This is a genomic window from Aeromonas sp. R4-3 (genome assembly GCF_040908275.1).
Taxonomy (GTDB): Bacteria; Pseudomonadota; Gammaproteobacteria; order Enterobacterales; family Aeromonadaceae; genus Aeromonas; species Aeromonas rivipollensis.
Genome location: NZ_JBFODK010000055.1, coordinates 70,173 through 85,560, shown reverse-complemented (window position 1 = coordinate 85,560; position 15,388 = coordinate 70,173). Strand labels below are relative to the sequence as shown.

The following is a 15,388-nucleotide window of genomic DNA, read 5'->3' as shown; positions in this document are numbered from 1 at the left end:
GCCGGAGTGTATCACGGAGGCGCTCGCCTTGGGTCATAGGGGCATGGAGGGAAAGGGTTTGGCAGACCCCCTCCCTGCCTCCCCTTCGCAGGGAGAGGGGAGAGATTCAGCTCAGCAGGCTGTCGATGACGATGGCCTGGCGGGCGGGGGCCGAGCTTGCGTGCAGCAGCGCCGTGCTGACCACCTCGTTCATCAGGGCGCGGGCCAGCCGGGTGAGGGGGCGCAACTGCTCGGGGGCCAGAGCGGCCGGAATGGCCAGCAATATGATGATCTGCACATGCCCGAGTGCCGATCCCCACTCGAGGGGCTCATCGCAGCCAAGCAGCGAGAGGGCGGGTTTGGTGATGGCGGGGCAGATCACATGGGGCATGGCGAGGCCTGGCCGGATGATGGTGGCGGCGAGTTGCTCCCGCGCTGCTATGGCCTGCTCCAGCGCGGCTCTGTCACGCACCCGCTCCGCTGGCAGCAGATCCACCAGGACCTGCAACGCCAGGGCCTTGTCGAGGGGCGCCGAGCTGTGGCCGAGCTGGGCGAGGGAAAAGCCGTAGTCGGGCAGGGCGGCGGCCAGGTGCTGCTCGGCCCGGGCCGAGGTGGCGGGGCGCCCCAGCGGCTGGCCCAGCTCCACGCACCAGCAGGTGAAGGCCATGTGGGCCAGCTCCGCATCCAACCCTTCGATCAGCAGCTGGCAGAGATCCCCGGGCTGGGTGGCCAGGGTGAGCAGGGCTAGCTGGCTGCTCGCCTCTGCCCGCTGGCGACGGCTGATGTTGATGAAGAGGATCTGGGATTTGAACAGCCCGGCCAGTCGACAGAGCTGTTTGGCCTGGGTGATGGTCAAGCCCTGGTGGCAGCAGAAGGTGAGCTCGCGGCGGAGCATTCAGGCGCCGGGGGTGGTGGCTTTGAGCACGGCGGCGGCGTCCAGCAGCACGGACTCCAGGGATACCTGGCGCACGGCGCAGCCGAGGAAGCGCTCCTTCTGCTCTATCTCGATGTCGGAGGCGATCAGCACCAGATCCGCGCTGGCGATGTCCCTGGCGGTCAGCACGTTCTCCAGCCCCATGGCGCCCTGGGTCTCCACCTTGATCTTGAGTCCCAGCTTGTCGGCGGCGGTTTGCAGCGCCTCGGCGGCCATGTAGGTGTGAGCTATGCCAGTGGGGCAGGCGGTAACGGCGAGGATCTTCATGGGCTCTCTAGGCAAGTGGGGATGGGGCCACAAGATAGCGCCAAGCGCGCGGGTTTGCCAAAGGTGCAGGGTGAAAGTGGGATCTTGGCCGCGCCCACAGGCCTTGGCTGCGCAAGGGGTGAGCAGAGATGGGGGCATTGGCAGGCGCTTGGCGCCTGGCATGAAAAAACGGCCCGCCAGAAAGGGGGGCCGAATGCACACTACGGAGTGAAATGTGTTGCTGTTATCAGGCGGACTGGGTGGCCAGCTCGGCGGCTCTCAGCTCGCGCTTGATACGGCGGATCTTGCGCTCCTCGGCCACGGCCACGCAGGCCATCAGCACCAGGCAGGCGGCGGCGGCCATGTCCAGCGCCGCGAAGGTGCCGGTCCAGCCGGTCAGGCCGAAGATGGGGGTGCCGTCGGCTATCATGCCCAGACCCAGCTTGGCGAAGCTGTCACCGATGAGGTAGGCGAAGGTGCCCTTGACCCCATCGGCCACGCTGATCCCCTGCTTGGGCACGAAGCCCACGGCGGCCACGCCGATCAGCAGTTGCGGACCGAACACTAGGAAGCCCAGCAGGAAGAGGGAGCCCAGGAACATGAACTGGGTGGTGGCGTGCTGGTAGAGACCCAGGGTGGCGATGATGAGCGCCAGTGCCACGCAGGCCACCAGACCACGGCGACCGTTCGCCAGATCCGAGAGGTAGCCCCACATCAGGGTGCCGACCAGGGCGCCCACTTCGAAGAAGGTGAAGCCCTGGATGGCGACTTCCTTGGAGAAGCCGAGCTCCTGGTGGGCGTAGACGGTGGACCACTGGTCGATGCCGATGCGCACCACGTAGAGGAAGATGTTGGCAAAGCAGAGCAGCCAGATCACCTTGTTCATCAGCACGTACTTCACGAAGATCTGACCCTTGGTCAGTTTCTGCTCTTCGGTGGCGATGTCCTCTTCGCTCGCGACTTCGTCAAACAGCTCCTCTACCTTGCCTAGACCATAGGCTTCCGGCGAGTCGCTGCCAAAACGCAGGCCGACGAAGCCGACGATGAGGGCGATGACGGACGGGAAGATGAACATGCCGAGCACGTTGCCATCGAACAGGTAGTTGGCACCGAACAGCGCCACCCCGGCCGCACCGGCGCCGCCCACGTTGTGGGAGAGGTTCCACATGCCGAGGTAGGTGCCGCGCTTGTTGCGGGGAGTCCACTTGGTGATGGTGGAGTAGCTGCAAGAGCCACCACAGCTCTGGAAGAAGCCGCTCAGGGCATAGAAGAAGATCATGAAGTAGAGGCTAAACCCGGTACCTCCCATGCTGGCACTGAAGCCCAGCATGCAGAGGGCGGAGAGGATCAGCATCAGCGGCAGGAACTGCTTGGTGTTCTTGCCGTCGGCATAGTAGGAGACGACTGTCTTGCCCACCCCGTAGGTGATGGAGAAGCCAAGGCCTATCATGCCGAGCTCGGTCATGGAGAGACCGTACTCCTGGATCATGTCGTTCTGGGCGATGTTGAAGTTCTTGCGGATCAGATACATGGTCAGATAGCCAATGAATACAACCAGATAAGATTGCATGAATGGCTTGAACCAGAGCTTGCGCCGGGCTTCGACCGGCAGGTCCAGGGTGGGGATCCGGACCTGTTCGAGCAGTTTAAACATCTTCGTTCATCCTCTGCGAGATAGACGCTATTCCCGCCGCGTTCCTCATTTGTGTATTGAACTCGTTCAATCTGTTATGGGAGGTCACGCCACGGGAAGGGCGACAGGAAGAGGGCGAACTGCAGAGCGCTCCCCTGTCGATTGAACCCATGCCCGAACGCACCATGGCGTGCCGGGTAACTACATCAGGTAGGTCGACTGTAAAGAGGCGGGCTGTGGATGGCGTGAGAGCCATGCCTAGGGGGATTAGGAAAATTTCCTAGTTTGGCGGCTTGTGGCCGTGAAGCGTGAAGGGGATCACAGAGTTTGCTCAAGAGTCCGAGAGCCTGGATGGGTGCGCCGCCGCAGGGGCAGGCGCCGTCAGGCTCGCAAAAAGGGGGCGTGCAAAAACAAGGAGGCCACCCGGGGGTGGCCTACTGTCATCTCAAGTGCCTGTGGTGGACAAGGTTCAGGCGGTCTTGGCCAGTTCCACCTGGTCGGTTTTCTTCACCCGCAGTTTTTTCAGGGCAACCGCCACCACGCCGGTGACTATGGCGCCACAGATCATGCAGAGCAGGGCCAGCAGCGGCTTGTTGACCGCACCCAGCAGGGCGACGATGGGGCCACCGTGGGCGACGCTGTTGGTGATGCCAAACAGGAAGGCCATCACGGCGGCTGTCATGCTGCCCAGCACGTTGGCGGGAATGACGGCGAGCGGATCGCGGGCGGCGAACGGAATGGCGCCCTCGGAGATACCCACCAGGCCCATGGCACCGGCGGCCTTGCCCGCCTCGATTTCGGAGGCATCGAAGATCCCCAGCTTGCGACCGAGCACGGTAGCGAGCGACATGCCAAGGGGCGCCGCCGGTATGGCGCAGGCCATGGCCCCCATAAACTGGGTCTGGCCCGAGGCAATCATGCCGACCGAGAACAGGAAGGCCACCTTGTTGACCGGACCACCCATGTCAAAGCCCGCCATGCCCCCGAGCACTATGCCCAGCAGCACCAGGCTGCCACCGCTCATGGAGAGCAGCATGGCGTTGAGGCCCGTCATCATGTCGGCGATGGGCGCACCTATGATGAAGATGAAGACCGCCGCGATAAAGAGCGACCCGACGATGGGGGCGATCAGGATAGGCACCAGGGGTTGCACCATCTTGTGGTAGTGGCGGGTCGCTATCCAGCGCACCAGATAACCGACCAGCAGGCCCGCGATGATGGCACCGATAAAGCCGGTCCCGGCGTCGGCGCCGTAGAAGCTGCCGTTGTTGGCGATCCAGCCGCCGATAAAGCCCGGCGCCAGGGCGGGGCGATCACCTATGGCGTAGGCGATATAGCCCGCCAGAATGGGGATCATCAGGGTGAAGGCGGCGACGCCCACGTTGAGGATCTGGTTCCACATGCTTCCTGCCGGGATCTGCATGCCGCTCGGGGTCGGATCGCCGCCGATGGCCAGTGCCAGGGCGATCAGCAGGCCCCCGGTCACCACAAAGGGGATCATGTGGGAGACGCCGTTCATCAGGTAACGGTAGAGATCCGAGCTGCCGCCCGCGCTCTTCTCCTCGCTCTTGCGCTCATCCTTGTCCGCCACATAGGCGGGGGCCTTGAGCGCCTGCTCGATCAGACCCTTGCCATCCTTGATGGGGGCCTTCACCCCGGTCTTGATGAGCGGCTTGCCGTTGAAGCGGGCCATGTCCACCTGCTTGTCACAGGCCACGACTATGGCGCTGGCGCGGGCGATCTCGGCCGCGGTCGGGCTGTTCTTGACGCCGATGGAGCCGTTGGTCTCCACCTTCACCTCGTAACCCAGCTCCTTGGCGGCGCGCTCCAGGGATTCTGCCGCCAGATAGGTGTGGGCGATCCCGGCCGGGCAGCCGGTGACACCTATGATGAGGCCCTTGTCGGCGGCCGGGGTGGCCACTTGCGGTTCTTTCTTCTCGAGCAGCAGGGCCAGCGCATCGGTCGGCGTCCTGGCCGCCAGCAGCGCATCGATAAAGCCCTCTTCAATCAGCTTGGCGGAGAGCTCGGCCAGCACCTCGATATGGTGGTTGGCGCCGCCCGCCGGGGAGGCAATCATGAAGAACAGCCGGGACGGCTTGCCATCCTCGGCGCCGTAATCGATACCGCTGCGGCTGATGCCGATGGCCACCGCCGGAGTGCTCACCGCCGCGCTCTTGGCGTGGGGCAGGGCTACGCCTTCCTCGAAGCCGGTGTTGTCCAGCTCTTCCCGGGCCCACAAGTCCTTGATGAACTGCTGCTCGTCGCTGACCTTGCCTTGGGCGACCAGCAAGCGGGTCATCTCGCTGAAGACCTCCTCCTTGCGGCTGGCCTTTAAATCGAGCGCGATCAGTTGCTCGTTGATAAGGGTGGTGATCATGGCGTTCTCCCTGCTCCCTTGATGGAGCCTGTTGGCATGCCGTGCACACGGCATGCAGACAAAATTGACACGACTATTATCGCGCCGGGGCACACGTCACCCTATCGGACAAATGTGCGAATGACTGGATTTTTGTGCGGTAAAATCCCGAGTGTGAGCGGGATCCCAAAGCGAGGAGTTGGGCACCATTAGCGAATTCAATTGGTTTTTACATATAAAATCATGTCGTTAGCGGGCATTTCCTTGCGGCTATATTGCTGTAGGCCTAGCAGTCTGGACGGGAGAGAGGAGCTTCTTCTGTAAATTTGTGAGGGGGCGATAGGGAGAAAGATGTGAGGCAGCGCACATAAATGGCTGTCATCAGGGGAGCTTGGAGGAGTGCAAGCTGGAGAAATGGGCTTGGCGAGCGGGATTTGTGGGGGCAGCCTACGGAACCGTTATCTGGCGTGATGGCACTTTGTATTAGCCAGCCAATTCCCGCCATAACGGCTGCGACACCGATCACGATCTGATAAAGGCGTCCCACCGCCCGCTAAAGCAAATCCATATGAAAATCCTGCCGGATAAGTTCCGGGTTCAAGCCGAGTGGCGCCGTAATGGCCAGGCTGGATATGAATTTCACAAGCAATCTGGTTTAGTTATTGGGGGACGTCTGTATTGATTCATTCTTGTATAATCCAGTTAGCTCTATTGGCGCAAGGAAGGACATGCTTTAATTTGGATGCTTTTCAGTGTGCTCATTCTAAATGAACATGAGGTGCCATTGAATTAAGCATCCACCTACTCCGCTGAAGGTTGCCGTGGCGTTCGAAAATTCAATATCCAAGATACGCCAATACCCGAATAAGCTTTGCTAGTCGAACCTACGGGCTTTATTATTTACGTGGCATCATCATCCATAGACCGCAGAGGGCGACACCCATGCCCAGCAATCGAGTGACTGAAAAGGTTTCTCGAAAAAACAACAGTCCAATAGGTAAAAGCAAGAGTGTACCTGCCGCATTGGTCAGGAATGAAGATATTCCTAAATGACCACCGGCTCGATATAGCAACAAGAATCCAAGCTCAATCCCCAAAATTCCCAGCGCCACGCCCGCAACACTCCAGTTTAATATTTGGAAGCTGCGACTACCGTCATAAAAATAAATGCCAGGTAAACATAATAAAAGGGCGATGCCATAACTCAAGGACAGAGATAAAAATGGATTGACACCACTAGGTACAAATTTAATCGAAAGGTGGTATACGACCGAACCTGCGATCGCAAGAATGACAGCTAAAACATACATCGTGAACTCCAGCTAAAAAATAAAAGCATGCTCAGTCTAGCGGATGCCACAGTTCATAGGTAGACTGCAAAAATGAATGGCAGTTATAAGATTCTTTTATGACAAATGACTTTGATACCGCACTGCTGCGCTCTTTCGTGAGTGTTGTACGATGTGGCAGCATTAACCGGGCCGCAATATTGCAAGGGAAAACACAGCCAGCGCTTAGCCAGCAAATTCAGCGTTTAGAGCAGCAACTAGGCCATGCATTGCTGCTTCGCTCCAACAGAGGAATACGTTTAAGTACTGAGGGGGAGGCGTTATTACCTTATGCAGAACGTATTTTGAGTCTGACCGATCAACTGAGTCTAAAGCCTGCATCACAAGGTAAGCTGCATTGCAGTATTGGTTTGGTTGAAGATCTTGTGAGTAATCACTTTACCCGCGTACTAGCAGACTTTGCTTGTGTGCATCCTGGATTAAGCTTGCGGGTTGAGGTTGCGAACAAGCAGTCACTATTTGCTGCGTTTGAACGTGGTGAGTTGGATGTGTTGGTCAGCATGCCGATTGCCAATGCGCCAGCACCAATTCAGGAATTCAGTTTTCCACTCTATTGGTTTGCAGCGCATGGGTTCGAACATCAAGGTGAATCATTACCTTTAGTCATATTTAGTCAACCCTGCTCATGGCGTAATCGTATATTAGAGGCATTGAATAGAGAAGGTATTCCTTGGCATATAGTATTTGAGAGCAGTAGCCTTGCAGCTTTACAGGCTGCTACAGAGGCCGGGCTGGGCGTCGTCGCTTTATTTTCTCAAACACCCCCAAAGCATAGCCAGAGATTGACCCAGCTCCCTGCACTCCCAAATATTACAATTGCAGTTTATCGCCAGCGGGGAGAGATGGATGGAACGGTTCAAGATTTAACCAATCTGTTTCTAAGAGAAATGCAGCATAATGTTGTAACGCTAAATGATGATGAAGGACAGTAGAGCACTGAATAAAGGGGGCTCAGCCCAGTTTGTGCGATCAGGAAGCGCTTCATGGGCAAGGTGCCGTCGTTTCGATTGCCGCCTCGTTGGATATATGGCTCATCTCGTATCCTGGGCTAAAAATCTTGGGCGGGTGCTGAACGAAGTGAAGCCAAGGTTTACCGCGAAATGTATCGTCAATTCTGGTGTGCCAATCTCTTGCATCCACGTTTATTCCGCTCTGGCTGGCGCAATAATGCTCGCCTGTCGGGCTTAGCTACGCTCTGCGCCAACCTAAAAACCACGCTACCACCTGTGACGACAGCTTTCAGTCTGCTGCGGTCAACCGGTGATATAGCGGGACATGGCTGTTCGATTACCTTGTCGCGGCACAGGCAGCGCTCCCGAGGGAGCCTGGTTGCAAGCGGGGCATAGCAAGCTGTGGTGGAAGGGGGTAAAACGGCGCTTGGCGAGAAACCGGTCGGGGATCAACAAATGAGTGAGAGTGCGGGCATATTTGTGCGGCAGCAGGCTGGCTATCGCCCCTTGCCGGGGGCAACAGGTACTCAATACTCGAGAAATTTCTCGCCGCAGCGCTCGCAAATCAGGTGCTTCACATGGGTGGCCTGATAGGCCAGGGTCTCGCCAAATGCCCAGTTGGTGAGGGTGCTGGCACGAAAGGCTTGCCAGAAGGCCTTGCGCGGATCCTTGGGCATGATGTCCTGACTGTGATCGCGAGGGACCAGCACCACTATATGGCGGGTGCGCTCCCCGCACTGGTCGCAGCGGTGGATCTCGCTCTGCGCCTGCTGTTCGTTCTGTTTTTGCTGTTTACTCTGGGCTGTCATGATGCTCTGGCTCCCGCTCTGGATGGCGCGCCCATCATATTCCTCTCCACTTGGCTCTCCTATCCCCATGTGGTGTTGGTCCACTGAGTGAGGTAGACCCTTTCTTTGTCGGGGCAGGGGCGACCCGTTTTCACTGGCTAAAGCCTGCCGCATCACGCTGCGCCAATGCCCGCTCCACACAGAGATAGCCGATGCCCATCACCTGCTGGGGGCGGCTGAGTTCGCCAAAGCGCAACTGGGTCGCATTGACCGCATCGCTGCAGTCGAAGGGGTTGGCACCGGTCTGGCTGACGATGGTCTGCAACCAGGGCTCGCCGAAGTCGCAACTGCGGCCATACAGATAGATGCGGTTGATGTTGAGGATATTGAGGAAGTTGTAGAGGCTCAGGCCAATGGCGCGGGCTCCCTCGTCCACCAGGGCGCGGATCATGGCATCCCCCTGATGGTAGAGCGCGAGCAGCTGGGCCGTGTCGAGCTCCCCGCCCGCCGGCGCCGGGTTGTCGGCGCTGGCCTGCTGCTTGAGAAAGACCCTGGCCCGTTTCTTGATGGCAAACAGCGAGGCGACCGTCTCCAGGCAGCCGTAGCGGCCACAGGCACAGGCGCTGCCGTCCGGGTTGATGATGGTGTGACCTATCTGGCCGCTGCCAAAGAGGGCGCCTCTGTAGATCTGGCCGTTGATGATAAAGGCGGAGCCGATGCCGTAGTCGACGTTGATGACGCAAAAATCCCCGCCACTCTCCCGGCCCTGCCACTTCTGGGCCAGCGCCAGCATGATGCAGTCGTTGTCCACCATCACCTCGCAGCCGAGGCGCTCCTCCAGCAGGTATTTGAGCTCGACCGGCGCGTGCCAGGGGGCCTGCGGCATGGTCTGGGATACCCCGGTGGCCGGGTTGACCTGGCCGTGCACCGCCAGCGCCAGCCGGATCGCCAGCCCCTTGTGGTGGCGCTTGTGCTGGTAGTAGTGCGCTTCAATCAGGCGCAGCAGCTCCTCCGGGGTCTGCGGCGCTATCTTCTGGCCGCTGAACTCATCCAGCGGGGTGATCAGGTTGTCAACCAGTATGCTCTCCAGGCTGGTGGGGCTGATGTTGAGGCAGAGGATGGCCCCCTGGCCGCTGGCGATGCGGTAGCTGCCGCCGTTGATGCCGCGCAGGGAGAGGTTTTGCTCGCTGTGGCTGATGGCGCCATCGGCCACCAGCTCGTCGAGGATCTTGCTGACCGCCGGGATGGAGAGCTCGCAGTGGCGGGCCAGGGTGGACTTGCTCGCCTCCTTGAGCTGGTAGAGCAGCGCCAGCAGCACCTGCTTGTTGTGGTGGCGGACTTTCTGGTTGTTCAGGCCGACGATCATCAGTTCACTAAACTCCGCTTACTGTATTGCGTGATCTTTAAGCGAAAATCGCTGTAATGACCATTCTAAACTGGCCTCATCGAAACGTTTACTAATAAATGTTGAATGAGGCGAGATTGATGAGAGCTGATGTAAGAGTCTGGGTAGAAGCCGTCACCCTGCCGACCTACGAGGTCGGTGCCGAAGATCCCAACCCCATGTTTCTCGAGAAGCGGGTCTATCAGGGCTCCTCGGGGGCCGTCTATCCCTATGGGGTGATCGACACCCTCACCGGTCAGAAGCAGATGAAGTCCTATCAGGCGGTCTGGCTGGAGAATGACTTCATCAAGGTGATGCTGCTGCCGGAGCTGGGTGGCCGCATCCACCGCGCCTACGACAAGGTGATGCAGCGCGACTTTGTCTACTACAACGAGGTGATCAAGCCGGCGCTGGTGGGGCTGGTGGGGCCCTGGATCTCCGGCGGCATCGAGTTCAACTGGCCCCAGCACCACAGGCCCACCACCTTTATGCCGGTGGACTTCACCATCCAGGAGCACGAGGGCGGCGCCAAGACCGTCTGGCTCGGCGAGGTGGAGGCGATGCGCGGTCTGCAGGTGATGGCCGGCTTCACCCTCTACCCGGACAAGGCGCTGATCGAGATCACCGGCAAGGTGTTCAACGGCAACGACACCCCGCGCCACTTCCTCTGGTGGTCCAATCCGGCGGTGAAGGGGGGCGATGCCCACCAGAGCGTCTTCCCGCCCGATGTCACCGCCGTCTATGACCACGGCAAGCGCGATGTCAGCGCCTTCCCCATCGCCCGTGGTACCTACTACAAGGTGGACTACTCCGCCGGGGTCGATATCTCCCGTTACCGCAACATCCCGGTGCCCACCTCCTATATGGCGGACAAGTCCAACTACGACTTCGTCGGTGCCTACTGCCATGACGAGCGGGGCGGCCTGTTGCACGTGGCGGATCATCACGTATCCCCCGGCAAGAAGCAGTGGAGCTGGGGCAACTGCGACTTCGGTCTGGCCTGGGATCGCAACCTGACCGACGACAACGGCCCCTATATAGAGCTGATGACAGGGGTCTACACCGACAACCAGCCCGACTTCACCTGGCTGGATGCGGGGGAGGAGAAGGTGTTCGTGCAGAACTTCCTGCCCTACAACACCCTGGGCACCCTGCAAAACGCCAATACCCGCGCCGCCATCAAGCTGGAGCGCACCGATGACGGCCTGCTGTGCGGCGCCTACGCGATCGCGCCGCTGTGCCACGCCCGCTTCGAGGTGAGTGACGAGGGCGGCGTGCTGTTCACCCAGACGCTGGAGTTGCAACCGGGTCAGGCCTGGCTTGAGCCGTTCGCCATCACCAGCGAGGGACGCTTGCAGGTACGGCTGCTGGATGAGCAGGGCCAGCCGATCCTGAGTTATCTCGAGCATTTGCCCGCGGGCGAGGCCCTGCCGGATCCGGCCACGGCGCCTGAGCCTGCCGTCAATCTCGACTCGGTCGACGAGCTCTACTTCATCGGCCAGCATCTTGAGCAGTATCTGCACGCCAGCCGCTCCCCCTTTGATTACTACTTGCGGGCGCTGGAGCTCGACAGTGGCGACTATCGCTGCAACCTGGCGCTGGCGACCCTGGAGTACAACCGCGCCAACTATGAGCAGGCGCTGGTCTACGTCAATCAGGCGCTGACCCGGGCCCATCGGCTCAACAAGAACCCCCAGTGTGGCAAGGCCAGCTTGCTGCGGGCCCACATCGAGGAGCGGTTGGGCCAGTTCGATGCCGCCTTCGACGATTTTTACAAGGCGACCTGGAGCGGCAATTGCCGCGACGGCGGCTTCCTCGGGCTGGCCCGCATCGCCATGGTGCGCCGCGACCCGGTGCAGGCGCTGCAATTTGTCGAGCGCAGCCTGGCGGTCAACGGTACCCACTACGGCGCCATCGCCCTCAAGGGGTTGGCGCTGCTGGAGTGCGGCGAGCGGGAGGCGGCCCTTGCCTATATAGACGAGCAGCGAGTCCGTTATCCGCTCCACTATCAGCTGGCCTTACTGCGCTGGCTGGCGAGCGAACAGGAGGCGGATCTCGAGGTGCTGCGCACCCTGTGCAACGGGCGCGGGGTGAACCTCTGTTTCCTCGCAAGTGACCTGCTGGCGCTGGGTCGCCCCGAGCTGGCGCAGCAACTGCTCTCGCTGCTGCCGGTGGAGGAGACCCTGCCGCTGCTGTTCCAGGCCAGTCTGTTGCCGGAAGGTGAGGCGCAGTATGCCCTGCTGCAACGGGCCGAGCAGGCCTTTGGCCGTAAGGTGCGCTTCCCCAATACCCTGGGGGAGGTGGCCATGCTGGCACAGCTGCCCCACAGCTGGTTTGCCCGTTATCTGCTGGGCTGCTTCCACTACAGCAAGCGCAACTACCCGCAAGCCATCGCCCTGTGGCAAGGGGTGTGCGAGCAGGCGCCCGGGTTTGCCCCGGCCTGGCGCAACCTTGGCATCTATCACTTCAACAAGAGCGGCGATCTGGCGGCGGCCGAGCAGTGCCTGAGTCGCGCCTTCGCCTTGAAGCCGGATGATGCCCGCCTCTTGTTCGAACTGGATCAGCTGCACAAGCGCGGCGCCATGGCCCCCGCCGAGCGGCTGGCGCTGCTGGAGGCACACCGTGAGGTGGCCCTCAAGCGCGACGATCTGACTGCCGAACTGCTCAGCCTTTATCACATCACGGGACAACTGGATGCGGCGGCCGAGATCTTGCGGCTGCGTGAATTCCATCCCTGGGAGGGGGGCGAGGGCAAGGTGACCGGTCAGTACCTCATCAACCAGCAGCGCCGGGCGCTGGCACTGATGGCGCAAGGAGGTCACGAGCAGGCCATTCCGCTGCTGCAACAGGCGCTGCACTACCCCCTCAATCTGGGGGAGGGGCGTCTGGTGGGGCAGACCGACAACGATATCCACTACCTGCTGGCGCTCTGCCACCTCGCCTGTGACAACCAGAGTCTGGCGGCCCAGTGCCTGCAACAGGCCTGCCTCGGTCAGGGGTCGCTGGGGGCCAGCCGCTACTACAACGATCAGCCGGTGGATTACCTCTTCTATCAGGGCATGGCGCTGGCACGTCTTGGTCGGGTTGCGGAGGCGGAGCGTCTGTTTGAAGGCATGGTCGGCTGGGCCGAGCAGGCCATGGGCGAGCGGGTCGAGGCGGACTTCTTCGCCGTCTCCCTGCCCGATCTCATCGTGCTCGATGACGACCCCCAGCACAAACACCGCCAGCACTGCCTGCTGGTCAGGGCGCTCGGCCTCTTGGGGCTGGGTCAGCACTATGGCTGTGAACAGAGCTTGCGAGAGCTGCTCACCCTTAACCCGGCCCACGACAAGGGGCACCTCTTTGCCCTGATCTGCCGTGATCTTTCACTCAACTCATAACACTCATAACAAAAACCGGCGCTTCGCCACGGTGCGAAGCGCCCCAGTACCCTACAATCGACAAGATAGAGAGAGTGCGTCATGAAAAGTTCGCGAAATCAATTGGATACAGGTGGGCTCAATATGGGCTACATCTGGATGATCTGCCTGGTGGCCGCCTGCGGTGGCCTGCTGTTCGGCTACGACTGGGTGGTGATAGGCGGTGCCAAGCCCTTCTATGAGGCCTACTTCGCCATCACGGATCCGGCCCAGTCCGGCTGGGCCATGAGCTCGGCGCTGGTGGGCTGCGTGCTGGGGGCCGCCATCTCCGGCTGGACCGCCGATCGCTTCGGTCGCAAGAAGCCGCTGATCCTGGCCGCCATCCTCTTCACCATCTCGGCCTGGGGCACGGCCGCAGCCGGCAACTTCGATCTGTTCGTGGTCTATCGCATCATAGGCGGCATAGGGATAGGTCTCGCGTCGGCGCTCTCCCCCATGTACATCGCCGAGATAAGCCCGGCCGACAAGCGGGGCAAGTTTGTGGCCATCAACCAGCTCACCATAGTCCTGGGGGTGCTGGCGGCCCAGCTGGTGAACCTGATGATCGCCGATCCGGTGGCGAGCAACGCCACCCAGGCCGACATTCTGGCGACCTGGAATGGCCAGTCCGGCTGGCGCTGGATGTTCGGTGCCGAACTGGTGCCCGCCCTGGCGTTTCTGGTGCTGATGTTCTTCGTACCGGAGTCCCCGCGCTGGTTGGCCAAAGATGGTCAGTATGAGAAGGCCTCCCGCATGCTCGGCAAGATTGGCGGCGATGCCTATGCCAGGCAGACCCTGGCCGAGATCCGCCAGACCCTGATGGGTGAGACCCACAAGGTGTCGCTGTCGGATCTGGGCAAACCCTCGGTGCGCCCCATCCTCATCATCGGCATTGTGCTGGCGGTCTTCCAGCAGTGGTGCGGCATCAACGTCATCTTCAACTACGCGCAGGAGATCTTCGCCTCCGCCGGCTTTGACATCAACAGCACCCTCAAATCCATCGTCGCCACCGGTCTTATCAACCTGCTGTTTACCCTGATCGCGCTGCCCATGGTGGACAAGATCGGCCGTCGCAAGCTGATGCTGATTGGCTCGGCCGGTCTCACCATCATCTACGGCATGATGGCGGCGGCCTATGCCAGCGGCGTGCTGGGACTGCCGGTGCTGCTGCTGGTGCTGACGGCCATCGCCATCTATGCCCTGACCCTGGCGCCGGTCACCTGGGTGCTGCTCTCGGAAATCTTCCCCAATCGGGTGCGGGGGCTGGCGATGTCGGCGGGTACCCTGGCGCTCTGGATTGCCTGCTTCGTGCTGACCTACACCTTCCCGCTGCTCAATGCCGGGCTCGGCGCCGCTGGCAGCTTCCTGCTCTACGGCCTCATCTGCTTCGCCGGCCTCATCTTCATCTACCGCAAGGTGCCCGAGACCAAGGGAGTGACTCTGGAAGCGCTGGAAGCCCAGTTGGCCCAGGGCAAGGTCGAGCTGACCCCCGCCAAGGTGAGCACGGCGGTATGACTGTATACACATTGGGTAACCCGCATCTTCGGATGCGGGTCTCTGCATTGGGGGCCTGCCTGCTGGGGCTGGAGGATGACCAAGGGCGCCCGCTGCTGCGAAGCACAGACCCGGCGCAGCCTTGGCATCCCGGGCAGAGCGCCCTGTTTCCCATGTTGCCCCTGGCCAATCGGGTGGCCGGCAACCGGTTTGAACTGTGGGGAGAGGACTATTCGTTGCCCGAAAGCGAGCGCGATCCCGACTTCTTTTTGCACGGAGATGGCTGGATACAGCCATGGCAGCCAGTGGCGCTGACCGACAGCTCGATGACCTTGCAGCTCACCAGCCAGAATGGCCCCTTTCACTATCTGGCGGAGATCGACTATCGGCTGCAGGGGCCAAGCCTGGTGGCGCGCCTCGGCTTGACCCATCTGGGGGAGGTGCCCTGCCTCTACGGCGCGGGTTTCCATCCCTTCTTCTGGCGTGACGAGCAGACCCGCATCCGCTTTCTGGCTAGCGGCGTCTGGCAGGAGGGGCCGGATCATCTGCCGACTAGCTGGAGCAGCGAATTGCTGTCAAACCTCGACTTTCGCCAGTGGCAGCGGCCACAAGGGTGGCTCAACCACTGTTACGGCGGCTGGCGTGGTCAGGCCGAGATTGACCAACCTGCCCGCCAGCAGCGCCTGCTGGTTTCAAGCGATTGCGCCTTCCTGATGCTCTATCAGCCCGATGAGGGGAGCGGCTTCGTCTGCCTGGAGCCCCAGAGTCACGCCGCCAATGCCCACCACCTGGCCGGTCACCCCGGTTTGCGCCTGCTTGATCGAGGGGATCGCATGAGCCTTGGCATGACCCTCAGCCTGCGCCCGGCGCCATGACT

At 60.9% G+C, this 15,388-nt stretch carries 11 protein-coding genes; 4 read left to right on the top strand and 7 right to left on the bottom strand.

The features are described from left to right. Window positions 1-106: 106 nt before the first annotated feature. From AB5Y91_RS16940 to AB5Y91_RS16920, 5 genes are all read right to left on the bottom strand, one after another. The gene (locus tag AB5Y91_RS16940) at window positions 107-874 is read right to left on the bottom strand and encodes a PTS sugar transporter subunit IIA (protein ID WP_368170331.1); all 768 of its coding nucleotides are present in this window, start codon (window positions 872-874) and stop codon (window positions 107-109) included. Next, complete coding sequence (locus AB5Y91_RS16935; RefSeq protein WP_368170330.1) at window positions 875-1,180, bottom strand: PTS fructose transporter subunit IIB; 306 nt, start codon at window positions 1,178-1,180, stop codon at window positions 875-877. 226 nt (window positions 1,181-1,406) lie between these two features. Further along, the gene (gene uhpT / locus AB5Y91_RS16930) at window positions 1,407-2,813 is read right to left on the bottom strand and encodes a hexose-6-phosphate:phosphate antiporter (RefSeq protein WP_368170329.1); all 1,407 of its coding nucleotides are present in this window, start codon (window positions 2,811-2,813) and stop codon (window positions 1,407-1,409) included. Window positions 2,814-3,261: 448 nt separating this feature from the next. Beyond that, window positions 3,262-5,169 carry a fructose-specific PTS transporter subunit EIIC gene (locus AB5Y91_RS16925; protein WP_368170328.1) on the bottom strand — a complete coding sequence of 636 codons (1,908 nt, stop codon included), beginning with the start codon at window positions 5,167-5,169 and terminating at the stop codon, window positions 3,262-3,264. 875 nt (window positions 5,170-6,044) lie between these two features. Further along, window positions 6,045-6,458 (bottom strand): hypothetical protein, encoded by a 414-nt coding sequence (locus AB5Y91_RS16920; protein ID WP_234678303.1) that lies wholly within the window; start codon window positions 6,456-6,458, stop codon window positions 6,045-6,047. Window positions 6,459-6,556: 98 nt separating this feature from the next. Here AB5Y91_RS16920 and AB5Y91_RS16915 point away from each other — a divergent pair, with 98 nt between their 5' ends. Then, complete coding sequence (locus AB5Y91_RS16915; RefSeq protein WP_368170327.1) at window positions 6,557-7,429, top strand: LysR substrate-binding domain-containing protein; 873 nt, start codon at window positions 6,557-6,559, stop codon at window positions 7,427-7,429. Between the two features lie 545 nt (window positions 7,430-7,974). On the opposite strand, the gene AB5Y91_RS16910 is transcribed toward AB5Y91_RS16915, so the two are convergent. Both AB5Y91_RS16910 and AB5Y91_RS16905 read right to left on the bottom strand, forming a co-directional pair. Next, a complete protein-coding gene (locus AB5Y91_RS16910) occupies window positions 7,975-8,256 on the bottom strand; it encodes a hypothetical protein (protein WP_368170326.1) in 282 nt (93 codons plus the stop codon). 130 nt (window positions 8,257-8,386) lie between these two features. Continuing rightward, complete coding sequence (locus AB5Y91_RS16905) at window positions 8,387-9,601, bottom strand: ROK family protein (protein WP_368170325.1); 1,215 nt, start codon at window positions 9,599-9,601, stop codon at window positions 8,387-8,389. A gap of 119 nt (window positions 9,602-9,720) precedes the next feature. Here AB5Y91_RS16905 and AB5Y91_RS16900 point away from each other — a divergent pair, with 119 nt between their 5' ends. From AB5Y91_RS16900 to AB5Y91_RS16890, 3 genes are all read left to right on the top strand, one after another. Further along, window positions 9,721-12,999 (top strand): DUF5107 domain-containing protein, encoded by a 3,279-nt coding sequence (locus AB5Y91_RS16900; RefSeq protein ID WP_368170324.1) that lies wholly within the window; start codon window positions 9,721-9,723, stop codon window positions 12,997-12,999. A gap of 81 nt (window positions 13,000-13,080) precedes the next feature. Then, on the top strand, window positions 13,081-14,532 hold the full coding sequence (locus AB5Y91_RS16895; RefSeq protein ID WP_368170323.1) for a sugar porter family MFS transporter: 1,452 nt from the start codon (window positions 13,081-13,083) through the stop codon (window positions 14,530-14,532). Further along, a complete protein-coding gene (locus tag AB5Y91_RS16890) occupies window positions 14,529-15,386 on the top strand; it encodes an aldose 1-epimerase (RefSeq protein ID WP_368170322.1) in 858 nt (285 codons plus the stop codon). The genes AB5Y91_RS16895 and AB5Y91_RS16890 overlap by 4 nt, the downstream gene beginning before the upstream one ends. Window positions 15,387-15,388: the final 2 nt, after the last annotated feature.